At 39.7% G+C, this 24,005-nt stretch carries 28 protein-coding genes and 1 pseudogene; 14 read left to right on the forward strand and 15 right to left on the reverse strand.

All coding sequences use genetic code 11. The features are described from left to right. Window positions 1–183: 183 nt before the first annotated feature. Window positions 184–645, reverse strand: coding sequence for a heterocycloanthracin/sonorensin family bacteriocin (locus QNN06_RS19465; protein WP_284035786.1), 462 nt, complete (start codon window positions 643–645; stop codon window positions 184–186). A 182-nt stretch (window positions 646–827) separates the two neighbouring features. Continuing rightward, a complete protein-coding gene (locus QNN06_RS19470; RefSeq protein ID WP_213119187.1) occupies window positions 828–1,136 on the reverse strand; it encodes a hypothetical protein in 309 nt (102 codons plus the stop codon). 387 nt (window positions 1,137–1,523) lie between these two features. On the opposite strand from QNN06_RS19470, the gene QNN06_RS19475 reads away from it, so the two are divergent. The 4 genes from QNN06_RS19475 (at window position 1,524) to QNN06_RS19490 (ending at window position 2,169) form a co-directional block, all read left to right on the forward strand. Continuing rightward, window positions 1,524–1,610, forward strand: a complete 87-nt coding sequence (locus QNN06_RS19475) for a YjcZ family sporulation protein (RefSeq protein ID WP_213119759.1) — start codon at window positions 1,524–1,526, stop codon at window positions 1,608–1,610. Window positions 1,611–1,654: 44 nt separating this feature from the next. After that, window positions 1,655–1,741 carry a YjcZ family sporulation protein gene (locus tag QNN06_RS19480; RefSeq protein WP_213119758.1) on the forward strand — a complete coding sequence of 29 codons (87 nt, stop codon included), beginning with the start codon at window positions 1,655–1,657 and terminating at the stop codon, window positions 1,739–1,741. Window positions 1,742–1,794: 53 nt separating this feature from the next. Further along, window positions 1,795–1,905 carry a YjcZ family sporulation protein gene (locus QNN06_RS19485; protein ID WP_213119186.1) on the forward strand — a complete coding sequence of 37 codons (111 nt, stop codon included), beginning with the start codon at window positions 1,795–1,797 and terminating at the stop codon, window positions 1,903–1,905. Window positions 1,906–1,998: 93 nt separating this feature from the next. Next, on the forward strand, window positions 1,999–2,169 hold the full coding sequence (locus QNN06_RS19490; protein WP_213119185.1) for a hypothetical protein: 171 nt from the start codon (window positions 1,999–2,001) through the stop codon (window positions 2,167–2,169). A 612-nt stretch (window positions 2,170–2,781) separates the two neighbouring features. On the opposite strand, the gene QNN06_RS19495 is transcribed toward QNN06_RS19490, so the two are convergent. From QNN06_RS19495 to QNN06_RS19525, 7 genes are all read right to left on the reverse strand, one after another. After that, window positions 2,782–2,955, reverse strand: coding sequence for a YjcZ family sporulation protein (locus QNN06_RS19495; RefSeq protein ID WP_213119184.1), 174 nt, complete (start codon window positions 2,953–2,955; stop codon window positions 2,782–2,784). Window positions 2,956–2,991: 36 nt separating this feature from the next. Next, window positions 2,992–3,081 (reverse strand): YjcZ family sporulation protein, encoded by a 90-nt coding sequence (locus QNN06_RS19500; protein ID WP_372447621.1) that lies wholly within the window; start codon window positions 3,079–3,081, stop codon window positions 2,992–2,994. Between the two features lie 249 nt (window positions 3,082–3,330). Beyond that, a complete protein-coding gene (locus QNN06_RS19505) occupies window positions 3,331–4,911 on the reverse strand; it encodes a SagB family peptide dehydrogenase (RefSeq protein WP_284035787.1) in 1,581 nt (526 codons plus the stop codon). Window positions 4,912–4,933: 22 nt separating this feature from the next. Then, a complete protein-coding gene (locus tag QNN06_RS19510; RefSeq protein ID WP_284035788.1) occupies window positions 4,934–6,874 on the reverse strand; it encodes a TOMM precursor leader peptide-binding protein in 1,941 nt (646 codons plus the stop codon). Continuing rightward, window positions 6,871–8,823, reverse strand: coding sequence for a putative thiazole-containing bacteriocin maturation protein (locus tag QNN06_RS19515; RefSeq protein WP_284035789.1), 1,953 nt, complete (start codon window positions 8,821–8,823; stop codon window positions 6,871–6,873). The genes QNN06_RS19510 and QNN06_RS19515 overlap by 4 nt, the downstream gene beginning before the upstream one ends. A 171-nt stretch (window positions 8,824–8,994) precedes the next feature. Beyond that, the gene (locus tag QNN06_RS19520) at window positions 8,995–9,318 is read right to left on the reverse strand and encodes a heterocycloanthracin/sonorensin family bacteriocin (protein ID WP_284035790.1); all 324 of its coding nucleotides are present in this window, start codon (window positions 9,316–9,318) and stop codon (window positions 8,995–8,997) included. Window positions 9,319–9,776: 458 nt separating this feature from the next. Then, window positions 9,777–10,085 carry a heterocycloanthracin/sonorensin family bacteriocin gene (locus QNN06_RS19525; protein ID WP_213119179.1) on the reverse strand — a complete coding sequence of 103 codons (309 nt, stop codon included), beginning with the start codon at window positions 10,083–10,085 and terminating at the stop codon, window positions 9,777–9,779. Between the two features lie 299 nt (window positions 10,086–10,384). On the opposite strand from QNN06_RS19525, the gene QNN06_RS19530 reads away from it, so the two are divergent. Together QNN06_RS19530 and QNN06_RS19535 are read left to right on the forward strand one after the other, a co-directional pair. Continuing rightward, on the forward strand, window positions 10,385–10,720 hold the full coding sequence (locus QNN06_RS19530; RefSeq protein ID WP_213119178.1) for a L,D-transpeptidase: 336 nt from the start codon (window positions 10,385–10,387) through the stop codon (window positions 10,718–10,720). Window positions 10,721–10,900: 180 nt separating this feature from the next. After that, entirely contained in the window at window positions 10,901–11,410 is a 510-nt protein-coding gene (locus QNN06_RS19535) for a J domain-containing protein (RefSeq protein WP_284035791.1), read from the forward strand. Window positions 11,411–11,459: 49 nt separating this feature from the next. Here the strand turns inward: QNN06_RS19535 and QNN06_RS19540 are convergent, their stop codons facing one another. Next, on the reverse strand, window positions 11,460–12,320 hold the full coding sequence (locus tag QNN06_RS19540; RefSeq protein ID WP_284035792.1) for an MBL fold metallo-hydrolase: 861 nt from the start codon (window positions 12,318–12,320) through the stop codon (window positions 11,460–11,462). A gap of 164 nt (window positions 12,321–12,484) precedes the next feature. On the opposite strand from QNN06_RS19540, the gene QNN06_RS19545 reads away from it, so the two are divergent. Further along, window positions 12,485–13,111, forward strand: coding sequence for a metal-dependent hydrolase (locus QNN06_RS19545; RefSeq protein WP_213119176.1), 627 nt, complete (start codon window positions 12,485–12,487; stop codon window positions 13,109–13,111). A 75-nt stretch (window positions 13,112–13,186) separates the two neighbouring features. Here QNN06_RS19545 and QNN06_RS19550 read toward each other — a convergent pair whose 3' ends face one another. Beyond that, window positions 13,187–13,375, reverse strand: coding sequence for a hypothetical protein (locus QNN06_RS19550; protein ID WP_213119175.1), 189 nt, complete (start codon window positions 13,373–13,375; stop codon window positions 13,187–13,189). 323 nt (window positions 13,376–13,698) lie between these two features. Here QNN06_RS19550 and QNN06_RS19555 point away from each other — a divergent pair, with 323 nt between their 5' ends. The 5 genes and pseudogenes from QNN06_RS19555 to QNN06_RS19575 all read left to right on the forward strand — a co-directional run bounded on the left by QNN06_RS19555 (window position 13,699) and on the right by QNN06_RS19575 (window position 19,709). Further along, window positions 13,699–14,670 carry an LCP family protein gene (locus QNN06_RS19555; RefSeq protein ID WP_213119174.1) on the forward strand — a complete coding sequence of 324 codons (972 nt, stop codon included), beginning with the start codon at window positions 13,699–13,701 and terminating at the stop codon, window positions 14,668–14,670. Window positions 14,671–14,776: 106 nt separating this feature from the next. After that, window positions 14,777–15,100, forward strand: coding sequence for a YnfA family protein (locus QNN06_RS19560; protein WP_372447626.1), 324 nt, complete (start codon window positions 14,777–14,779; stop codon window positions 15,098–15,100). Between the two features lie 505 nt (window positions 15,101–15,605). Continuing rightward, window positions 15,606–17,083 (forward strand): annotated as a pseudogene (locus QNN06_RS19565) (flavin monoamine oxidase family protein). 223 nt (window positions 17,084–17,306) lie between these two features. Continuing rightward, window positions 17,307–18,479 carry an MFS transporter gene (locus tag QNN06_RS19570; RefSeq protein WP_213119754.1) on the forward strand — a complete coding sequence of 391 codons (1,173 nt, stop codon included), beginning with the start codon at window positions 17,307–17,309 and terminating at the stop codon, window positions 18,477–18,479. A 354-nt stretch (window positions 18,480–18,833) separates the two neighbouring features. Then, window positions 18,834–19,709, forward strand: a complete 876-nt coding sequence (locus QNN06_RS19575) for a DMT family transporter (RefSeq protein WP_284035793.1) — start codon at window positions 18,834–18,836, stop codon at window positions 19,707–19,709. 322 nt (window positions 19,710–20,031) lie between these two features. On the opposite strand, the gene QNN06_RS19580 is transcribed toward QNN06_RS19575, so the two are convergent. Both QNN06_RS19580 and QNN06_RS19585 read right to left on the reverse strand, forming a co-directional pair. Continuing rightward, entirely contained in the window at window positions 20,032–20,298 is a 267-nt protein-coding gene (locus QNN06_RS19580) for a hypothetical protein (RefSeq protein ID WP_213119171.1), read from the reverse strand. A gap of 323 nt (window positions 20,299–20,621) precedes the next feature. Continuing rightward, window positions 20,622–21,107: a DinB family protein gene (locus QNN06_RS19585; RefSeq protein ID WP_213119170.1), complete on the reverse strand. Its 486-nt coding sequence runs from the start codon at window positions 21,105–21,107 to the stop codon at window positions 20,622–20,624. A gap of 351 nt (window positions 21,108–21,458) precedes the next feature. Between QNN06_RS19585 and QNN06_RS19590 the strand changes: the two genes are divergently transcribed. After that, window positions 21,459–21,980, forward strand: a complete 522-nt coding sequence (locus QNN06_RS19590; protein ID WP_284035794.1) for an ECF transporter S component — start codon at window positions 21,459–21,461, stop codon at window positions 21,978–21,980. 341 nt (window positions 21,981–22,321) lie between these two features. Beyond that, on the forward strand, window positions 22,322–22,582 hold the full coding sequence (locus QNN06_RS19595) for an aspartyl-phosphate phosphatase Spo0E family protein (protein ID WP_213119168.1): 261 nt from the start codon (window positions 22,322–22,324) through the stop codon (window positions 22,580–22,582). 389 nt (window positions 22,583–22,971) lie between these two features. Here the strand turns inward: QNN06_RS19595 and QNN06_RS19600 are convergent, their stop codons facing one another. Then, complete coding sequence (locus QNN06_RS19600) at window positions 22,972–23,202, reverse strand: DUF3231 family protein (RefSeq protein ID WP_349654947.1); 231 nt, start codon at window positions 23,200–23,202, stop codon at window positions 22,972–22,974. A gap of 231 nt (window positions 23,203–23,433) precedes the next feature. Continuing rightward, the gene (locus QNN06_RS19605) at window positions 23,434–23,982 is read right to left on the reverse strand and encodes an NADPH-dependent FMN reductase (protein ID WP_284035795.1); all 549 of its coding nucleotides are present in this window, start codon (window positions 23,980–23,982) and stop codon (window positions 23,434–23,436) included. Window positions 23,983–24,005 lie beyond the last annotated feature (23 nt).

The following is a 24,005-nucleotide window of genomic DNA, read 5'->3' on the forward strand; positions in this document are numbered from 1 at the left end:
TATCCAATAAAGAATGAAACTCTAATGGCTAAGTCTCACGAAAAAAAAAAAGCGAAGCAAATTATGCTTGCTTCGCGCAGTAAGATTTATACAAATTCAATCTAAAAGGGACAGTACGAATAACAGTACCGTCCCTTTATTATTTTATTTGTTATTTTACAAAATGCCGTTACTTGAATAAGTTTATACGACCACAACGCTGACACAGTTATAGCAGTTATAGTAGCCATTATAGTAGCCATCATAGTAGCCGCTATAGCAGCCGCCACAACCACCACATCCGCCACACGAAAACCCAATACCGAAACAGCTAAAACCAATGCAGCTAAAACCACCACAACGGAAACCGCCACAACGAAAGCCTCCGCACCTAAAGCCCCCTCCGCATCGCATGCCGCCACAACCCATGCCACCGCCACAGCGCATACCGCCACCACAACCCATGCCGCCACCACAACGCATGCCGCCATGCAGGCGCGGATCCAGGCTCTGTGGATCCATCGCAACTAACTCACCAGCTCGATAAGGATCGATGCCTAACCCTTGCAGCTCATTTTGAAAATTATGCATTTTTTCCTCCCCTTTGTATTTCATCAGGTTAAACCTGAATAGAGAGATGAATGTGTAAGATAAAACACTAAACACGCCGTGTACTCTCTTCAACAATTTATGATTTCTTATAGGTCGCTGTCACTAAATAAAGAGCCTATTTTTCGTTGAAGATTTATAAAATGTTCTCAAAAAAGTCTAAAAATAGTATTACCTAGATTAAAAGATTTGTTATGTATGTAAAACAGTTGTTTATATTTCCTCATAAATGCTAACTATTAAACTTCATCTAGAAAAATGATACTATGCTTTAACTCTTTATTGGAATCTAAAACACCTATTACAATTTGATTATCTTCAGTTATTGTCACATATCTGAATTGTTCATCCCCATTAATAAGTATTACTGGTTCCAGCTTTGCCTCCATCTTAGCAAAGACATTCTCTGAATACTCAAGTTTTAGAATATCATCAATTTCTTCTGCGGTTTGTCTAATATATCTAAATAGGAAATCTTGTATTGAAAATTGCTCAATCATCGTTAAATTTTTCTTAAACTTTAACTCATTTACTGAAACTGTTTTCACTTTAATCACTCCTCAAATAGTAATTAAAGTTTATACTTATCAATTCATAACCTCAACGATATTATAGTGACAGAATATTTACATTTTGATTTCAAGCATATGCTGTATATTATTCTAAAAAAGTTTTTTCTTTTTTATACGCTTGTCCACACACTTTAGCAATGAATGAATATGTTATTATTACCTCCGTCAACCATATATTAAAACCTCCTTTAAGGCGTTTGCACGAATTGCAGACGCCTCTTTTTTATATTTTCAGGGGAAAATTTTAAAAAAAATAATTATTTCAGAATACCGTGATGCTTGTCCACGCAATCCTTGTCCAAATAAATATATATACATAGAGGAAAGTTTCTTTCCTCCTATTAAAAAAGGGTGGTGAGGGTTATGTATGGATACGGCGGCAATAGCTTTGTGTTAATCGTAGTACTATTTATTCTGCTTATCATCGTTCTAACTAGCCTTGTTTATTGATTGATTGATTTTCGTATAAAAACCAACAAAGGGTGGTGAGGCACATGTATGGATACGGCGGCAGCAGCTTTGTCTTAATCGTAGTTTTGTTTGTTCTGTTAATTATCGTTCTAACTAGCTTTGCTTATTAATCCCAACGATAGAATCCGATGAATATAAACTTTTCAGATAGGAGGTGTTATACATGGAAGAACGCAGAGAACGCAGAGAACGCAAAAACAATGTTGCTGCATTAATTGTGGTTTTGTTTGTTCTCCTTATCATCGTAGGAGCTTCCTTTATGAGCGGCTATTAATTTAGTGGCGCTCCTAATTGGTGAAGGACAGGTTGGGTTAGATTAATCTGTCCTTTTACCCGATATTAATATATAGGAAAGGAGGTTTTATGCATGTTTCCCTTTCCAGACGGCTTTAGAAGAAGACGATTCGTTCCCATTGAAATTGAAATTGAAATTGAAAGAAGAAGAAGAATAATTGAAATTGAAATCGAAATAGAGAGAAGAAGACGAATCGCAATTGAAATCGAGAGAAGAAGAAGAAGAGGCGGATTCTTCTTGTAAAAAATAATCTTTTGTAAATTCAACGCTTGTCCACTCTCATTTATTCTAGTTGCATATAATATTACTAGCCGCAGCCAAAAGCACCATACCATATACACCACTTAAGGAACGTTTGCGTTTATCGCAAACGTTTCTTTACTGTATTAAGATCTGGAAGTTCTCCAAATACCTCCAACATTTCTACTAAGTACAATTTCTCCCTTAAGTGTTTTTTTCATTAGGGAACTTTTAATGGAGATAGGCACTCAGATTGTCTATCCAGTCCGTTACTTTTCCCCATATAAAAAAAGGGCTTTTCCACTATGAACAAGTAGCCAAGTTTTCCAATAAAATAATACAAACTAACCTATAAGACAACGTTTGAAATAATAATGTAGTGTAACCCATAAAAATATGTACGAAGAAGATGGTATCCGACACCGTCTTCTTCAGGAGATATTATGTTTATTAGATATGGCCTACAATAGAGTATGCCTAAAAGTCTTTTATGTATGGGCTTTTTATAAAAATCAAAAGAAGAGTTCCCTTAAAATTTCGCTGTTACATCTGCCAGACAATAATATAAATGATTCTTCATAAAAAAAAGGCCCTTTAAAGGACCTTGATCAAACCTTAATAGTAACAGGCACATCCAACAATAATTAACAGGATAAATAATACAACGATTAAAACAAACGTGTTTCCGCAACCGAAACCTCCGTAACCATAACTGACGCATCCACAACCTCCGTAGCCATAACCGCCGCATCCGCAACCTCCGTAGCCATAAGCACCTAATCCATCCATCAATAATCACCCTTTCTTTAAAGCATTCAAATTTTTTTACCAGACACCACAAAAAGAAGCACAAATAATAATTAGCAGGATAAACAAAACAACGATTAATGCAAATCCACTGCTGTTACCTACCACGTATTTGATACTTCCTTTCGAACTGTCAATACAGACTATGTAAATGGAGAAAATTTGTATGGGCTAACAACTATAAAAACCCCTGGAAATGTCCTGGGGGGTTATATACCTATTTGTGTACTTGCCCATATTTTTTCTAATTCGCCAAAGATTGTTCATTAATGGTTAGTTTAAATAACAAAAAACCCTAGTCCTTTAACTAACCTTGGACTAGGGCACCTGATATCGGAATATACAAGGTAAACAGGTCTAACTTTTTAAACTTCCTTTTAACCAGGCACGGGAACGGTACGGCCCCACAGGGATTTGGATGAGGCTCGTTATTTGTTTCTCTTCGGCTCGATAAAGTTCATCACATTGCTTCGCATCAAAACCTAATAAAGGGTGTCCCCCTAACCCTAAGGCACATGAGATCAAAAGCAGCCGTTGCAAGAGGATTCCCGCTTCCATTTGTTGAATTCTGTATCCTCTATAGCCCAGTTTTTCTTTAAGATGTTCCTTGTCTCCAACCAAATGCAGGCAGAGCGGAACTTGAAACAGATTGACATTGGGCATGGTTAAACCATTTTGTAATATCTCACGGAAATCCCCGTTTCTAATTCTACTCAGTGCATGAGCGCCTTTCTCATAGGTGTAAGCACCATCTGAAACACCCTCCACGTTATAAAAAAAGCCGTACAACGAAACACGAGTCCCCGTTTTTCCATCTGTGCCGTCAAGATCATTCTGGTAAGGTCTGGAAAAAACCTCCTTCAACAAGGTGGCTAGTTGAGTTTGACTGACTTTCCCCATCATAAAATCAACATCAGGAGAATGCCTCTCTCTACAAACAGAAACAAGATCGTACGAAAAGGACTCCGTATATGGTAGCATGATCAATTCCGTACCATATGACCTTTGAACACGATCACCCTTCTTTATCTTCACAAATGACTGGGTTGTTTCAAACATCGATGCCCCGTTCATCTCTCTGAGTAGCGGGTAATCAAGGACTCTCTTTGAACGGTTATAGGTTTCCGTTTTCAGCAACGGCACTTCCTGGGACAATTCAGCGGCAGAAACAATCTCCTCCGTATAAACGTGGTCATCACACTGGATAAATGGATTGATAGATAAAGGGATCACCGCATAGACACTTTCGTCCTGTTCGGTTAGTCCAAGTAAATGATTAATAGAGCGATCAAGAAATTGGTAGCATACCATTGACGAGAATCCCATCCGATCTGCCACTTCTAATGTTTGCCCAATGACCACACCAGTATCTAAACCTTGTAGACGGTAGGAAAAATTATTATATTTGTAAAAATTTTTCCAAAAAACCGTCGAGACAAAAACCGTGCAGAAACAATCAGAAACATCACAATTCCCAAGGCTCCTGGACAAATAGGAATCATAATTTCCTTCTCGGAGCAAGCGAAGGCTGTGATGGGCTACATCGTAATGGTAAATTCCCGTTGGTACGTCCTTTATCTTTGCATACACATATAATTCATTGGGATACAATGCCCCGCCAGAAGGAACAAATTTTCGTAATAACTGAAGATAGTTTACAGTAGTTATATCCTCGGGATCTTCAAGGTAAGCGGATTGTGCGTAATGCGTTAGACCGTATACATACCATAAGAAAGACCCGAGCTCCTCTAGTCCTTGCTCTGCATGGGCATCTCGCTGCTCAAGCGTTAACGGTACTTCACCGGTTAATGGAATCTCGGGTATTCCGCGGTATAGTTTATAGGGAAGCGGCGCATCGTCCCAATCGACTTGCCAATCTGGCGGAGCGATTTTTTCCGGATCAAAGTGAAGGTGGTGCAGAAATGTCTCCAGTTTCAAGAGTAAACCTCCTTCCTTTCCATTATGGGAATGGATGCGGATCTGGATTTAGCTGCTCATACGCCAACGGCTGTTTGGCGTATCCAAGTTTCACTGGCACTTGGAGAACCCTTTCCAGTCCTTTGACACGGGTCAGGTGATGTCCGAATGTCATCGGCAGCATGCCAGGAATCAATACCTTTACACAGTATAATCCATTCCGTTTGGTGATCGGTGTTGTTTGGTCCACCACAATAACCTCGAGGTGCAGTTCTTGGAACCGCTGAAGAATATCCTGCAGGTCATCCTTCAAATCGGTATTCGCAGGAGGCTGTTTAAATTCCTCAGCAAACGTTCGTAATGGACGATTGTCATCCAATAAAAAGTCGAGCCGGTTCTCTGCTTCCTTCAGACCGTAGAGCAAGCCATGGTCCGGCATCAAACGGACTGCATATGGATCCTTCAGCATTTGTTCATATTTCTGCCGGTCTTCCTCCAATATTTTGTCATGCCGAACCATCATTCCAGCGAGCTCGAAAAGCGAACTTTTTACAGCTCTGACAGGATCAGGATTCGCTCCTGCAGCACAAATGAGGTTTACCCCCTTTGATTGTCGGTTTTTTGCAATTGCAAAAACGCTGGGGATTTCATGTTCCATCGTTGAATTGTAAAGATAAACGTCATATCCCGCGACATCACGTAAGCGGTCCACCATCAACTCTACTTCTTTATCGTCAGCCGAACGAGGGTCAAGCCGAGGAAGGGCCAGCTTGGCATACCAGGTTAACAAGAAGGAATCCCGCTCGACGACCTCCATAATCCCATGGAAAATGGCTTCCTCCAAGCTCCCACCCAACGCACACCCATTAGAGGTTTCATAAACATAGCCATCCCCATTTCCCAAACTGTAATAGGCAAGTAACTCCGGTACCAATATTGGACGTTCTTGTAAAAAAGAATAACCCCAAACCCAATTCATGGGTGCATCAGGATGAAACGGTTTAAACGGAAAATGAGGCTTTGTATATTGTTCCTGGTCATGCAGACCTACTGATGCAGGATCTAATGCGATATGCTTTACATTGTTATAACTATCTCGAACTTTCTTCCTTTTGCCTTGAGGCTGGATTCCGCAATATCGCTCCAACCCCTCCAAAATTGCCGTCAATTCACTCATTTCATAGGAATTAGTACGGCCCGCTACTCCCTCGTCCGCACCAAATAACGGCATGTTTACTAAAATATCGGCAAATGGCAGCCTGAAATCCGCCATTTTTCCATTCATGACTCCAGTACGTTCATCCAAATAGTCTGCAGCCAGCACCGTTTTCAATTCATCCATCGAACGAGTGCGATAGCCTTCACCATTTAATTTAGGACTGGATTCCAACCTGATTTGTGCTAATTCCGGTGTGTCTTCAGGGATTGGACTGCAAATCGGGCATAATGGTTCAGGCAGGAAAAAGTGACTAGAGGTCGTTAACGATCTCAGATTGGTAATGAACATTCTTTCTTCCAAGGAGGAGGGTTCTCCTTGAAGAACTTTGTCAACCTCTTTTCTGATCAAGATGGCCATTTGCGATAGCCCCGTTCGGGAAGCCCAGGCATCACGCAGCACACTTTCACCTGAAGTCAATCTCGCCTGAATTCCCCACATTTCAAGGCGGTCGGGTCCGGCGATCAAGCGCCGTTTGTCAGCACAGAGTGAGCATCCCGGTTTTTCTCTCCGTATCATTGGGCCGATGATCCCCTCACCAAAGGAAACGAAACCTCGAAGCCAAGGAATCCCGGCGGTCCTGCATCGCTGTTCAGCTTGTTGATGAACGGCTGGATGCCAGGCATCGTCTAGCAACAGGACTAATTCTGTTTCTTTGGGAATCTCTTCCAAAATGCCTTGACGCCTTACTAGATAGCTAGTAGACAGAAGATCATAGACGTACTCCGCTAATAAACCAGCTCCGTTAATAAGGACCTGTGCAGTCATTTGGAATCCCCCTCTCGTACCTGCACACCATACACACCTGCCAGCTCTTGTTGTAAAAAAGGCTCTATCGACAGGTCATAGACTAATAGCTGTTTATTGTTTCTGTTTAACACCTGCATAGCAGATTTTAATAGCTCCAATTGTGTCATGTCTTCACATGAGGAGAATTCGAATTTGGTACCTATTCTTTCCAGATAAATCATCGAATCATTCTCTTGCCTCTCAGCGGAACTTATCCCGTTTTGAGCATCGAAAAGTGCTTGCTCGAGTGTATTGCGCAATGCCAATGTTGAATTTAAGCCTGCTCCTGTGTACCAACGCCCGTTTGACTTTACCCATACAACTGGGAAGCCTGCTACATCCTCTTTTACACCAATCGCCGGTGAACCCTTCAAGGTAGTCAGGGCATTTATATAAAATCTGCATGTTTTATCTTCAATGGCTCCAATCGGCACACGATAAACCGTGTTGTGCCCTTCAGCCTTTCTTTTTTCCAACTCTTCATCCAGATAGGCTTGCAGCCCCCGACAAACAGCCTCTGCAATTGTTTCCCCTGAACCGATGCCCATAAAACCGACTGGTGCTCCCTCTGCCTGATTCCTGTCCCTATATATATTGGAATCTATCATTTTTGAAACATACATTTCTATGCCCTTCAACCCAGCTTTTCTTCTTGCTTCTTCATGTGTCAGGCCCGAACATAACACTTCCTGTAGCAGCTCCGCAGGTCCCTCTGACAATGGGTCAACAGCCTGAACATAACACTGGGAAAGAGGAAGCTGAGGCAAATCCCGTTCCTCCCAGGTATGGAAAATACCTATTTCCTCTGAAGTTAATCGACTGAAATAGTCTAAAAGCAAACCCGGTTCCTCATCCCTGTCCGCTTCTTGTTTCAGTCTTTCATCAAGATTTTCAATCAGTTCGGGTGTATTACGTTTAGCTGCTAATGAAGGATGTGTGATGAAAGAAAGCCAGTCTCCTTCCATCGTTTCAAGATTAAGCAGGTAAATTTGATTACTTTGATTTGAACCTGCAACTCCTGTAGCCTTCTTGAAAAATTCAAAAACAGAGACATTGGCTAAAAGCGCTCCTGATGTGGAAAAATACTCTACAGGCTGCTTTCCTGATTGCAGGTAAGATTGATGAATTCTTCGCCATGCTGACTCGAAGCATTCCTCTGATTCCGGATGAGTCAACGGACCGGAGAGCCCCACTTTTTCCAAACAGATGGCTGGCAGGAATGCCTTCTTTTCTTCTTTGCAGACTTGATTTAGACTCCTTAATTCATTTAAATTTCCCTCCTGAGAGACATATAGAATCCAATCATAGTCCTGAACGGCTTCTTTCCAAAAATTTATCCCTGCCCCATGACGGTAAGGGACTTCTGCCAATTCCACATCAGAATCGATTTTTCTCGCATTCTCCACCAACTCATGAACACGGAGCCGATTGGTTGGAACCCCATCTGTTATCATGACATTTAATTTGGGCAGTCCTGATTCGAGTAAAGCAGATACCAAAGAAACCATGAAGGGTCCTGAACCTACAGCCAAAACCTTAGCTTGGCGGTATTCTTGAAATTTGTAAGCCGCTGAATCGACAAAATTCTCGATGAATTCAATTTGTGAAACATATTTTTCAAGAACTTGACGATTTAATTCATGGGGAATATCTTTGCTGACATCACGAACAAACCCATTCTTGGACAACGTTTCTCCAATCTCGAATACCCTGTCACGGTACTGCGGCGTTAGTCCGTGTGTCAAAGTTTCCAAAGTGTGCTCTCCATTGAACATCGGAAACAATTTTTCAATCCACTGATAGATGGTTTTGCCTTCCATTCGGAATGAACTTGTGTTATTTCTAAAATAGACACCCCCCTTTTGATCTGGGAGAAAAAATGTATCCCTTTTGACCTTTAGACGTGAGGACGAGGTAAGTTCTGTCACTGGCGCTCCTCCTTATTCCAATCGTTACTACTTGCGCACTATCAGTTTATGTACGATTTTTTGTCCAATATGATAAACACAGTAAAAAGTGCCCCTGAGGCACAAGTCCGTGCAGGGGCACTTTTGTTTCATAAATTAACTTTTTTGGGTAATTGCCAAAAGCCAAACCAATTAAATAAAACCGATACCGATACCAACACAGCCAAATCCACCGAAGCCGAAGCCGCAACCAAAGCCGCAACCAAAGCCGCAACCGAAACCGCAACCGAAACCGCAACCAAAACCGCCGCAACCAAAACCGCAACGGAAACCGCAACCAAAACCACAGCGAAAACCAAAGCCTCCGCAACGACCAAAGCCTCCACAACGACCAAAGCCGCCACAGCGCATACCGAACAGGCGCGGATCCTGGCTCTGTGGATCCATTGCAACTAACTGGCCAGTTTGATAAGGATCGATTGCCAACCCTTGTAGCTCATTTTGAAAATTTTGCATTTTTTCCTCCCCTTTGTATTTAATCAGGTGAAACCTGTATAGAGAGATGAATGATCATATTTGTGTCAATCAAGAAATCAGATTCGCTTTGTTCTCTCTTCAACAAATTATGATTATTTATAGGTCGCTGTCACTAAATCAAGAGCCTATTTTATGTTGAAGCTTTATAGAATGTTCTCAACATACGTCTAAAATTTGTATTCACTATATTAAAAGGTTTTGTAGGTATGTTACTTAGTTGTGTATACAATAATAGGTACAGGAAATAGGGGGTACAAAAAGACCCCGACATCCATCGGGGTTTTGATTTGGTAATTTTCAAAGGTGATAAGTGTCTTGATTGTCCATTCAGGGAGGTTAATTGTCCACGGATGGTGTCAGGCACCATACACTTATCCTGCAGGGACACTTCCTTCCCATAATATTCCCCTATAAATTTCCAGAAGTTAAAACAAAGTTTAAATAACAATAACGCCAACACAGTTAAAGCCGGCACAACTACCGCAGCCGCCTCCACAGCCTCCACAGCCTCCACAGCCGCCGCAGCCTCCACAGCTGAAACAACCAAAGCCGCCACAACGGAAACCGCCACAACGAAAGCCGCCGCATCTAAAGCCGCCACAGCCTCCACAGCCGCCACAACGGAAACCACCACAGCGCATCCCCATGATCCGCGGATCTTGGATCTGTGGATCCATTGAAACTAGCTGACCAGCTTGATATGGGGCGATTCCCAACCCTTGCAGCTCATTATGAAAATTTTGCATTTTTTCCTCCCCTTTGTATTTAATCAAATATAGAGAGTTGAATGATATTTTGGCGAATCAAGACATCAGATTCGCTTTGTACTCTCTTCAACAAATTATGATTTCTAATAGGTCGCTGTCACTAAATAAAGAGCCTATTTTACGCTGATGGTTTAAAGAATGTTTCTAAAACACATTTAAAATTAATAGTTTAATTGGTTTCGTAAGATTGTAAGTAAAAATAACCGCCCGCCAATTCTTGTTAATGAACATTTGCATGTTTTATTTAATACACTATTCAAAAAATGGAGTTGATCCACATGGCTAAATGGATTGATGTATCAACATCAAAACACCAATTAAAACTCTTTGATCGTCATAAGCTTTTAAAAACTTACCCAATTGCAGTTGGAAAAATATTGACACCAACTCCTACAGGAACATACACGATTATAAACAAGGACCCTCATCCTGGCGGACCATTCGGAGTCCTTTGGATGGGATTGTCAAGACCTCATTACGGTATACATGGAACAAATAATCCATCTTCTATCGGTAAGAATGTCTCACATGGTTGTATTAGAATGTTTAATCATGATGTTCTTGAATTGTCATCTTTAGTCCCAATTGGTACGCAGGTTTTTATTCATAAATAACGCATCTGTTCATAAAATTGGGGATGTTCGTACCTTTAGAGCATCCTTTAATTAAAAATATCTCAATGTAAAGAGACTTTAATTTATTGTCACATTCCTGTTCTTTTTCTGAAAAAATTCAGTGATATGATGGTTCTATCTGAATACAAAATGCTAGATTTTAAAAAAAGCGAGTGAAAAATGATGCTGAATATAAAAGAAGCGGTTGAGCAATTAACCTCGTCTGGCATAGCAGCCAGTGACGATGACGTAATTGCGTGGATTAAGAAAGGCAAAATTAAGGCCGAGATAAACAAAAGAAGAACAACTACCTACAAAATCAATGTTAAGGATCTAATTGAATTTATCATCCAAACGCATGCCGCTCAACTTACTGCTCAATTAGAAGAGTCCCTAGAAGAAAATCGCAGACTTACCGAACAAATAGAGATATTAAAAACCCGTATACATATTGAACAATCAAAGGTACGCACCTTAAAAAAAATGCTTAACACACAGATTGAAGTCACTGAATCTAGTACTCTTCACTACGGAGAGTTATTGGGATTAAATCAAGACCCGAGCAGCCATTTAATGAAAAAAGAATTTAAGAAACTGCTAAAAGCCCTCCATCCCGACCGCGGCGGGGATGAAAGGCTTTTTAAAGTGTTTAATCAACATTACGAGAATCTTAAGCAATCTAGTTCATAAGATTTTTGCTAAGGCTCTTTTACATTAACAAGATTGAGTAGGGTAAAAGTTATCGTTTTAATTCAAATCCATTCACAAAATACTCAATCGTTTCCGATTCGTCTTCGTTTAAATCTCGGTTTAACGCTCTTGCATATTCCGACTTAATTTGTTCTGCATCACCATTATATTTTTCTGTATAATCGGCCACTGTCTTTAACAATTGCATTTCGTTGTTAAACTCAGTCCGCGATATTGGTTTCCAGTGGGAAAGGATATAGGTCTCTGCATCAAACTGTTCCAGGATTGCCGCCAGTTCCTTTGTTCGTTTGGTTGTATAGTTCCGTTTGGGAGAAAATATATCAGGATAAATGCTATCAGCTAAAAACAATATCTTCTCTTCTTTAATATAGATCACAACAGAATCAGATGCATGGTCCCCTCCCACATGCTTTAATACACAAGTTACCCCGCCAAGATCGATTTCGAGTTCGTTGTCAAAAACGACTTGTGGCAATGTAATATGTATATTCCTATGATCCACAAACTCATTTTTGATGCAGCTGGCACAAAATTCAATTTCTGTGCCTTCCTTCACCCGCTCATCCAAAGCCTCATCCGTCCATGCTAAAGGCATTAGTTTTTCTATTTCACCTTTTGTTTCTTTTGAAGAAATGGATACACTATCCTTTAATGCGCACAATCCAAAAATATGGTCCCAATGCCAATGTGTTAACACAACCATTTCAGGACTACCGACATTTTGTTCCTCCAGCATTTTTAAAAATAATAGGGCATGTGCTTCCGAATTCCCAGCATCAATCATTAATCTTTTTTCTTTTCCCACGACCATTCCTAAAATCGGTCTGTCTGTCTCCGAAACAGGTGTCATATACCAAAATGAATTGCCTATTTTGTTTATGGTTTGCATTACGATTTCACCTCGTTCTTCATCTTTAAGTGTTAAACAATGAGAATCCTAATCCCAGTCTACTGAAATTTAATTTAACTTGTAAACAGAACGGATGTTTTGGTGTAGAATAGGAATGTCTGTTTCTGTTTGACTAGATTAATAATTTTAGAGGTGGAATGAAATTGAATGGTACAGCACATGCAGTAATTGGATCGGCAACAGGATATATTGTGGCTAATACATATCAGACGTCTCCTTCTGCAACACTCTTGTTTGTCGGATTAGGTGCCGTGTCAGGATTGATGCCTGATTTGGATATTGACGGGAAGCTTCGTGGAAAAATTACACTGTCGCATAAGATGGTTCGACTAGCTGCGATGATCATTGGATTGCTGATGATTTTCTATAGTGTCTTGGAGAAAATGGCGGCAGAACGATGGATGGGGGTCGGTATCGGGCTTTTGATCGTGCTGGTTGCATCCCTCATTAAGCAAAAACATATGTTAACCATTACGGGAATTGCTGTTCTGGTTGGCGGATTATCTTTAGGGGAGCTTTGGATCATCCTTTTAGGAATTTACTTTATCATTGCTTCCATGACTTCTCATCGTAGCTATACTCATTCTATATTAGGCGTTATTTTCTTCGGGGTCATTGCTTTCCATTTAGAGTCTTCACTTGGGATCGAAGGTGTTTTCTATACTAGTTTAGCTGGTTACATCAGTCACCTAATCGCTGATTTAAAAATCTTGCCATTTAACAAGCGGGGGATTAAACTGTTCTTGCCGCTGACGTCTAAGGAACTATGATTCTAGCTGAAAATTAACGTTAGCTGCCCTTTTTAGGGGCAGCTTTTTTTGCCTCCAGATTGGCACTTTAATTCGTTAAAAGATTTCTTTTATAAAAATAAAATTCTTAAGAAGTTCACTTTCATTGATGGATATCCTATTGGCTAAGTCTTTCGTTCTAAAGACAAACTCTTTAACTCCTATAAATTCTGATTCACTAATCAAATAAAAATGTGTTCCTTTTTTATATCCATTAAACTGCTTTTTTAGTTTATATACTTTCATTGCATAACCTCTAGTGATGATTTTATGTGGTTGTTACTAGTACGTTCGGGGTGCGTGGAAATGACCTTCACCTTTCACATAACTTACTATTATTTTCGTTACTAATCAAATAATTTCTTTAATGCTTTACGCTGGCACATTGGCTAATGGCATGCCCCTTTCCCGCAACCTTTTATTCATATAAAAAGAAATTTAAAAAATTGTAACCTGATAGTTAAATAAATGTAAACTATTTATGGGATAATCACTACTTCAGGGATTCGTAAAATTTTCCAACTTACTAGTCTTGGAACATGGATATAAGTTTAGTCTAGGTGGTGCAAATGTTGACACGGATGAAAAAGAAACGAATAAGATGGGGCAGAGTTTTTGGAGCCCTACTTGTAATTGGTATTATCACAGTTGGTCTCTTTACCATTTTTCAATACATAGAAGGAAAAATTAAAACAATCAACCCACCGCTTAAAAAAGTGGAGGGAAAACATACAGTTCAAGATGCAAAGAGTAACATCGATGAGGTCAATGTGCTTTTATTAGGAAGTGACTCACGGGGAGAAAAACAATCCCGAACAGATACAATTATGATCGCCCATTATGATCCAAAAACACATCAATTTAAACTAATTTCCTTAATGCGCGATATGCTTGTTTCCGTACCCAATCATGGACAGCAAAAACTAAATGCCGCCTACGCTTTTGGCGGTCCTGAATTGCTAAGCAAAACAATTCAAGAGAATTTTGGGCTCGATATTCATTATTATGCCATTATTGATTTTAAAGGCTTCGAAAAAGCGGTCGACCTGCTTGTTCCAAAGGGAATCGAAGTGGACGTGCCGTATGAGATGTCTTATGGGATTGGCATGACGTTAGAAGAAGGCAAGCAGCGGCTCCATGGGAAAGAACTGTTAGGCTATGTTAGGTTTCGACATGATCGTTTAAGTGATTTCGGTCGAATTCAAAGGCAGCAGGAAGTGATTTCAAAATTAAAGGAAGAAGCGTTAGGTCCAAAAAGTGTGTTAAAACTCCCCGAGCTAATCGGTCTTTTGGATAAATATATAGAGACCAATATGAACAGTTCTACCCTTATTGGAATTGGAAAAGACATACTTACGAGAAAGAACAGCGAGATTGAAACTTTACGCATTCCTGAGGATGGCAGTTTTCAAAATAAACGGGATGATGAGCTTGGTGATGTATTGGAAGTGGATTTCGTGAAAAACAAAGAAGCTCTAGAACGTTTTTTGGACGGGAATAGTGATAGTCAAAATGAAGATAAAAGCAACTCACCCGACTGATTTCCTAGTTGCTTTTGCCGAAGTACACCAGTTTGTGATTTGACCTAAATTTAATTGAAAAATATAATTCCAATTAGATAGGCTTTTGAAAGGTGTATGTCATTTGATTAAATCAATTGTGTTATTTATACTTGCAGGACTTGCCGAAATTGGCGGCGGTTATCTAGTTTGGCTATGTTTAAGAGAAGGTAAACCATTGTATTGGGGAATTTTCGGAGGATTTATCCTTGCATTATATGGTGTCATAGCAACATTTCAATCATTCCCATCCTTCGGCAGAGTATATGCTGCGTATGGAGGAGTATTTATCGTTCTGTCTATCTTATGGGGATGGGGAATTGATCGAAAAGCTCCTGACTTATATGACTGGATTGGTGCGGGAATATGCTTAATTGGAGCTGCCGTGATCTTGTTTGCACCTCGCCAATAAAACTTTAAAAAATGAGAAACATCTGAGTGATGTTCCTCATTTTTTTTGACCTAATTTTCGATTTCAAACAAAATATTTGCGAATCCGAGCAGAATAATTATGGAATTCCCCTTTTTTATTTGCGATTCCCCCCGTTTTAGATGCGGACCTAAACATGAAGACGCTGCCCCCGCAAGTTATTTGCTAAAAATCCCTATTTAATTTCGAATCCCCTCCTTTTATTTGCGAATCGCCCCGGAATATTTACGGACCTTAACAAGTAACGGCTGCATCTACAAGTTAATTGCGAAAACGCTAAGTTTAATTGCGAATCTCCTCCTTTTATTTGCGAATCCCCCTGTTATATTTGCGAAAAGAATCAATACAAGAAGAGGCACCCTCTCTTTTTGTTTAAATACATAAATACATAAATAAATGATGCATCAGAACCGTCCCCATGCATCACACATAGACATCTCAACCAGTGAATAAAATGTATTAATCCTTATTTAAACAAGGTGGTGAGATGCCAATAAATTTGAATGGACCAATAACATTATCACCCCAACAAATGATTCACATGATTAGGAATGGGCTTGATAAAACACAAACTCCTAAGCAGATTACCGTAGTCGGTGCGGGAATTGCAGGGCTTGTGGCAGCCTCCCTATTGAAGGAGGCGGGGCACAAGGTTACTATTTTAGAAGCCAACAGCATGGTGGGCGGCCGTATTTATACGATTCGCAGCCCATTCAGCAATGGACTTTATTTAAACGCCGGCCCTATGCGTATTCCTGATACCCATTTATTAACTCTAGAATATATTAAAAAATTTGGGTTGCCTGTAAACCCTTTTATCAACCGGACTCCCGCAGACATTCTTTATGTAAATGGGGTCATGACCCGTCTCAGCATATTTGAACAAAATCCTGAAATTCTTAACTTTCCAGTCCTGCCGAATGAAAGAGGCAAGAGCGCAGAAGAACTATGGAAATTAGCTACAGATCCGATTGTGCAATTTATTAATAAGGACCCCGAGACACATTGGCCGCTTATCGAAAAAGAATTTAAAAACCAGTCACTTGGAACGTTCTTAAATTCTTACCATTATAAATTTGGAACGACTTTCTCTGATGGTGCCATTGATATGATTGATGTCCTTCTCGATTATGAAGCTTTTATGGGGATGTCGTTCTAGAAGTGTTCCGTGAAACGGCGGGCTTTAGAACCAATCGTTTCTATGAAATCACTGGTGGAATGGATCTGCTTCCGAAGGCATTTTTGCCTCAATTAAAAGAGGATATTTGGTTCAATCATCGGATAACAAAAATTGTCCAACATGACAAAGGTGTAGCCATCCATTCGACTGATCCTCGTACAATAACTAATTCGACTACTACTAGTGATCTTGCCATCATTACCATCCCCTTTTCTGTTTTACGATTTGTAACTATTGAACCCTACCATTCTTTTTCTTATTACAAACACAGAGCCATTCGTGAAATCAACTATATGGCCGCCACTAAAGTTGGAATTCAGTTTAAGAGCCGTTTTTGGGAAAGGTACGGCCAATACGGCGGTAAATCTATCACAGACCTGCCCATCCGGTTCACCTATTACCCGAGTCGAGGGATCGGCACATCTGAACCTGCTGTTGTGGTCGCAAGCTATACATGGGCGGATGAAGCGATGACATGGAATGGTTTATCAAACGAAGATCGAATTCAATTCGCCTTAAAGAATTTAGCTGAAATATTTGGTAACCAAGTCTATTCTGAATTTGTTTCGGGTACTTCTTATAGCTGGGTCGATAATCCGCTGGCCACTGGAGCGGTTGTGGCATTTGAGCCCGGCCAAGAAAATGAATTGTTTCCTTATATGACAATGCCAGAAGGCAGAGTTCACTTTGCCGGAGAACATACGACACTTACCCACGGTTGGATGCAGGGTGCAATTGAATCAGGCATTCGCGTTGCCAATGAAGTGAATCATCTGCCAATCTAGAAAAAAGGATGGGTTTCCCCTTGTTTTTTACGGGGAAAACCCATCTTTTTTTCATTAATCACCAATTGTCCTCCCAAAAAATGCTTTTACAAATTAAGGCTTGAAAAAGTGACAATTATATGAAGCTGAGATATTATTAAAAAAGGAAAAAATTTGTACCACAAAATATCGCTTTGCTATTGATTGGAGGAGCACACCATTGGAAACAGCATCACAACCCATAATGAAAGGAAAAGAACCCCTTTTTCGCCGGGGTGTTTTTACCTTCAGCGGATCACATTTTTTAAATGATTTAGTGACCACAGGTATGGTTCCGGCACTGGTTGTGCTTTACAAACAAGCCTTTGACCTAAACTATACCCAGTCCACTTTAGTGGTTTTAATGTCTTATCTAACATCCTCCGTCTCCCAGCCTTTGTTTGGCATGTTCGCGGACCGTAAGCCTCGTATCTGGCTGTATCCGGCAGGAGTGTTCTGTTCGATTATGGGGCTGGCTTTAACAGGACTCGCACCATCTCTGCCTTGGCTGCTTTTATTTATTTCGATTTCCGGTCTCGGATCGGGCGCGTTCCATCCGGAAGCCTCCCGAGCAACCCACCTTGCTTCGGGATCTAAAAAAGCTCTCGCACAAGCCATTTTTCAAGTCGGTGGAAATGCAGGGCAAGCCTTTGGGCCATTATTAGTTTCTCTGTACGTTAGCCACTCCGGTATTCAGGGACTGCTATGGCTTATACCTATAGCGTTCTTGTCGCTTCTATTAACCGGCCAAATTCTGCCTTGGCTGCGTGAAAAATTAGAGACTACTAAGCTTCAATCTAAGAAACAAATAAATGGAGACAACAATTTACTTGGAGCTACCTTGCTCTCTTGTGTTATCATCCTGCGTTCCTGGTGCCAAATTGGCGTTGTCGTCTTTTTGCCTTTTTACTTGCACAACCTCACCATTCAACAGTCAGAGATTCTTAGCTTTGTCTTTGTCGGGGCAGGAGCACTTGGTACTTTTGTCGGCGGGGTTCTGGCAGACAAACTTGGCATGAAACGTTTACTGGTCAGTTCCATGCTGCTTGCAACACCGTTTGCTCTTATTTTTCCACATGTACATGGGGTGTTGTCGGTTCTCGTATTGCTCTTGTTTGGTTTCAGTGTTCTTTCATCTTTCTCGGTCAGTGTGGTTTACATGCAGCGCATGCTTCCGAAGAACATTGGTCTGGCCTCCGGTCTTTCGATTGGTTTCGGTGTAGGTGCCGGTGGAATTGGATCAGTGTTTATGGGCGGTATCTCAGACATCTTTGGGATTGCGACCGTCTTCACCATTCTCTCGCTGCTTCCGCTTGCTGGCTCGCTGATCGCGGTCTTTTTACCGAATGATCGTATGGAAAAGAAACTAGCTGCTTGATGAAATGAGAAAACATATAGTGAATAAACTTTCTATTAATATGGTCAATGTTCTTATTAGTAAATGAACGAAGGAAAGACGACTGCATTCTTTTAGTGCAACCGCTAAAGATTACAGAAAAAAGAAATGGCTCAGTTCACTGAGCCATTTCTTTTTTCATATATAGAACTGCAACTGTTTGCTATAATTAAACACAGAAAATTTTTAATATAAGAGGTGAATCAAAATGTATTGGACTCCATTATTTGAAAATGATGTACCAGTAGCACACTTCTGCTCTTAATGGAGAGAAGGTGACTACATCTCTCCGTTTAGGGCATTTTTGACCTAAAAAAAGACGGAGGGTATAAAAAAATGAAAAACACCTTATTAGGTTCTATATATTTAACTTTAGCCGCCAGCATCTGGGGTGGCATGTATGTTGTTGTCAAAATTGTAGTAGCGGTCATACCTCCACTAGAACTTGTATGGATGCGTTATTTAGTGGCTATTGCCGCACTTCTCATCATCGGCTTCTTAACCCGGCAAAAATGGCGAATTGAGAAACGTTATTTCTTATTAATTATAGCAATCGGCGTTATTGGTAACGCCGTCTCAATTGTTGCACAGGAAACGGGGACAATGCTGTCCACAGCACAAATGGGAGCCATTATAACTTCTTCAACACCCGTATTTATGGTTATTTTTGCTCGCTTCCTTCTTAAAGAACGATTGACGTTAAAAAAGGGGCTTTCCGTTTTTCTAGCGACGATTGGAGTTTTTCTCATTGTCGGAATCGGAGATGTGGATTTATCAAGTAAACTTGGTGGTATTGCACTGCTTATTGCTGCATTAACGTGGGCACTTATGTCTGTACTTGTAAAGCATTTGCCGAGTGACTATTCACAAATTGTGGTAACCACCTATTCCATCGCGGTAGCCCTAATCGTGTTGACCCCTTTTGTTTTGCCGCGGTTAAACGAAATTAATATTTCTGAATTGACTCATCCGACAATTTGGGGAGGACTCTTATATTTGGGTATTGTCTCAACAGCAGGTGGATTCCTACTTTGGAATCGCGGTTTACAAATGCTTAACGCCTCAAGTGGGGGGATATTTTTCTTCTTTCAACCCGTGGTTGGGACATTACTTGGATGGCTTATTCTTGGAGAAACCATAGGTATCACATTTTGGATAGGCTCTATTCTGATTCTCACAGGTGTTATATTCGTTATCATCGAGAAAAAATAGTATTAAAAACCCCTTCAACTGAATTTGATGGGGTTTTGCTTCATTTTTCTTTAAAAAAGATCTCTGTTCTGGAACTAGCATGAACCGTTAGCACAACAAAAAAAGAGCCGCCATAGCGACCTCCATCTTGAACTCTCGTACCCTTTAAGTACAATACTTCACAATCATTTTTTTAACCTCAATAAATTCAATCCTCTAAATGTGTTGTCCATGCAAAAAGACGCCTTCTTATTAAAGAAAAGCGCCCGTTTGTTGGATTTATTATTAGTAAATCTTTAGGGGGTGTAACTAAATTTACATTTTTATTTATTCTTGTCTAATCTCATTGCCGGTACATTAACTGAACTTTTTCAAGATCACTTATAAAGAGGTTAATTTCCTCTTGGCTCAACAGTATGGGCATTTGATCATATAAAGTAATGATTTGACCATCTATGTCATTCCGGTGTTTTTTCAAATAATCATAAAGACTTTTTAACTGGCTTTGTTTAATAGTCGATTCTGTGGTGAAATGTTTTACTTTCTGTAAAGAAAATTCGTTCATGAGTTCATCAAACTCACCCGAAATAATGCTCCCCGTCAGCAACATGTGATCACTCCTAAACAAAAAGGTTAGTTTCTGTTAGTTTAACCAAAAATTTCAAATTCATATTAAGACCACTGCTAGAAAGTTGAAGAACAATATTTGGCCCAATTCAAAAAGGACTTTTTAAGAATGGCGCCCTATAATGGAATAAATAAAAAATGATCTCAATCATAAAATCAATTATTGTCATCTTTTACTAAAGCACCCGTTACTTTAAGTACAATTCTTCACAAACTCATATTTCTCCACAAAAATTGAACATGCAGCAGTACCTGGAAAAGGCGATTAAAGTAAACATAAACCGACTAAATTAATACCGCTTTAAATTATTTATTCAAATGAGAGGAAAGACCCCGACCAATAAGGTTTGCAGAAACTGGCTTTTTTCCTAATTCCCTTGCCCAAATTGATAACTGTCCTATATGGTGAATTTCGTGAGCAATGGCATGTCGCATGATTTCACCCCAAGTATCCGTCACAATTCTTCCATCTGGTAAAGTATCGTAAAATAATTGATTTTCCATGCTAGCATCCCAATTGTTCACAAAGTTTTCCACTTCTAAATGAAATTCAGCGTCCAATTTTCGAACCTTGTTCAAGTTTTTATAACTATCGAAACTCTCCTGAAAGTCAGTTTTACCTTGTAAGACACGTATCCAGCTCCATTCGACATCAACAATATGGAAAAGTGTATGCAATATACTTCCCATTCCACCCGTTCGGTCCTGCAGAAGTTCTTCTTCACTTAACTCTTCACACCAACGATACCAGTCTTCTCTTACCATCCAGTTATATCTAAAAAAAATTTGCAAAAGTGCCCCTCCCCATTTAGAAAATAAATTATCTGTTAAAATACTAGTTACAATTCTATAAGAGCAATACCAAACATTGTTAATATTACTATTTCTATAAACATAGGTTGAATTCCTTGTTCAACTCCCTGCCCATTTAGTTTAATAGCAAATGGGACAGCGTAGCGATCCCCGCACCAACTGAAACTCTTAAGAATCTTGTTGGCACATAAAAAAATGGGGAACAACCACAAAGCCCATCTTCAACTCAAATTTAAATAAGTACAAAAATAATCTTTTCTTCTACTTGATTTAAGTATATATTTAATATTTGATATATTATTTTACTTTTTAGAAAAGAAGAGGTTAGATATGAATTCGACATTTTCAACAACAGAATCAACAAAAACAAAAGCCATTGTCATCAGTGCACTTTTCATTGCCTTAACCTTCGTAGCCACGATGTTCATCAACTTAAGGCTCCCAATCATGGGGAACGGTGGTCTAATCCATTTGGGTAACGTTCCTCTTTTTATCGCAGCCTTGGTTTACGGTAAAAGAACCGGAGCCATTGCTGGGGCGTTTGGTATGGGTTTGTTTGATATTGTCTCAGGATGGGCATTATGGTCACCGTTTACCTTTGTCATCGTAGGTACAATGGGCTTTGTAGTCGGTCTCATTGCCGAAAAGGTGCCCGGAAAAAGAGTACTTGTATATTCTCTAGCCGTTGTAGCTGCACTAGTCATAAAAGTTGTGGGCTACTATTTCACCGAAGTCATCCTCTACGGGAACTGGATCCAGCCATTCGGCTCCATCCCTGGAAACATAATGCAGGTCGTAATAGCAGGCATCATTGTTGTCCCTCTTGTAGGACGCCTAAAGAAAAGAGGGTAACATGGTTCATGGGGACGGTTCTCTTGTTGCATTTTGGATCACACAATAACACATATCTATGAACAAATAAGTTAAGGAACAAGAACCGTCCTTGGGTAAATAGGGACGGTTTTTTTGTTTCAATTTGGTGGTTCACACATGAATACACCTCTTAGAACTAGAAAGTTGATACACAAGAACCGTCCCCATGCATCAGTGCGTCGAAAGTCGATGAATTTCGTCGCTTTTTATCTTTTTATACCTTGTTTTATCGAAAACGTTCTACGGAAGTCTGAAAATGTTATAATACTTTTTGTGTTAATTTAATTATTAAACAAACATTTTCGGGGTGTGTTTTTGCAATGGGACAAGCACAATTAGCAGAAGCTATACGTAATAAAAGAGCCGAGATGATTCAAATAGGGATGTCAAAGGGACTTGATAGTGAAGAAACCATTTATTGCAGTCAAGAGCTAGATGACCTTTTAAATGAATATAACAGATTACTATCACAACCCAAACGTTTTAACCCTATAAATGATTACATTGATTATTTACTCTTTCTACATAAAAGCACCTATAAAATCGTCCGGTTAGGTTATGATGCATGGGGACGGTTCTAATGCATCATTCAAGCATGAAGTGCCATGCGTGATATATTCTTTAAAAGGGTCCTTGGCACTTCTATTTTTTCAAATTGTCATCAAGATAATTAGCTGCCCTGCCATATAGAATGATAAGACAAAAAAGGCAAACACAGGAATGTGCTTACCTTTTGGACAATGTGGAAATCGATAGTTTTTTACATACTAAGTTATGTTAGGATGGGCATTCTTATTAAATGGTCTAGCCTCATGTTCTTTACCATTTTTATAAAGAATCTAACCTTGATCACGAATGTAATAACCAAATTAAACAAACGAAGTATATTCAAACTAACTCCCCCCACACTGAAATTAGTATCGGCGAACCGACACTAGCTTTATTTTGCGCTTTCAGTCCATCTCTTTATTCAATTTCCATTATTGATAATCCGGGCACGGTCCTCCATTTGTGGGGGTTCCTCGAACCATCCGTTTTTAATCTTAATTTCGATCCCTTCTTGTGCATATAAATATACATCTTTCGCAATTAAGAATGATTTCATCGATAAATCATTTCGTAAACAGAAGATGGCCCCCGCTCCCGTTCCTACAAGCCCAAATCCATTCAGTATGTAATGTAATTCAGTATGTAATGTAATTCAGTATGTAATGTATATGGGCAGCCATATTTGTTTAATTGGCTGCCCACACTTTTACACTTTATTCTCCTAAAATTTAAATAGTTTATAACAAGAACTTTAAGTTTTAATTTACTTCATCATTTAAATTCGGAGCTATTTTAATTTATTATATTCCAAGCTCAATAAAGCCAATGATTCAGCATTCATTTTTGGTGCGAAGGTTGATTTATTGATTTAGTTGTTTTTTCATTAGTTTTGCTTGACTCCCGTTAAACCTTCACTCATATAACAAAATTGCTGGCTAAATTCACGAATGCATTCCAATAGTCCCACATCTTCTACTTCATTTTTATCATTAAACTGGCTGTTATGGGCAAAAATGGTAGTTGGTACGACGTACCCATTTAAATACCCAGCAAGCGGTTTTAACTGATTTTCGGCTACTAGAAAATGCTGTTGGTTTCCTCCAGTCGTCACGAACCCCATCACTTTATGTTTGAATGCTGCCGGTGGAACTAAATCAATTAAATTTTTAAATGCACCGCTAAATGAACCTTGGAAAATAGGGGTTCCGAATACAAATCCGTCCGCCCCCATCATTTGGTCAATTACCTTTTTGGTGTCACCAGTGTAATTGGAGATTGGACGGCCGTCACAAAATTCAATTTGATAATCCCTAAGATCCAAAAATTCTATTTTCAACTCAGGATTATGGATTTTCATTGTATCTAAGATTTTTCCGATCACAATCGCTGTTTTACTCCCGACAACAGTTCCTGATATCCCTAAAATTTTCATTTCATTCCCCCCCTAAGAGTCAA

It is taken from the genome of Neobacillus sp. 114, from assembly GCF_030127045.1.
Lineage (GTDB): Bacteria > Bacillota > Bacilli > Bacillales > Cytobacillaceae > Neobacillus > Neobacillus rhizophilus.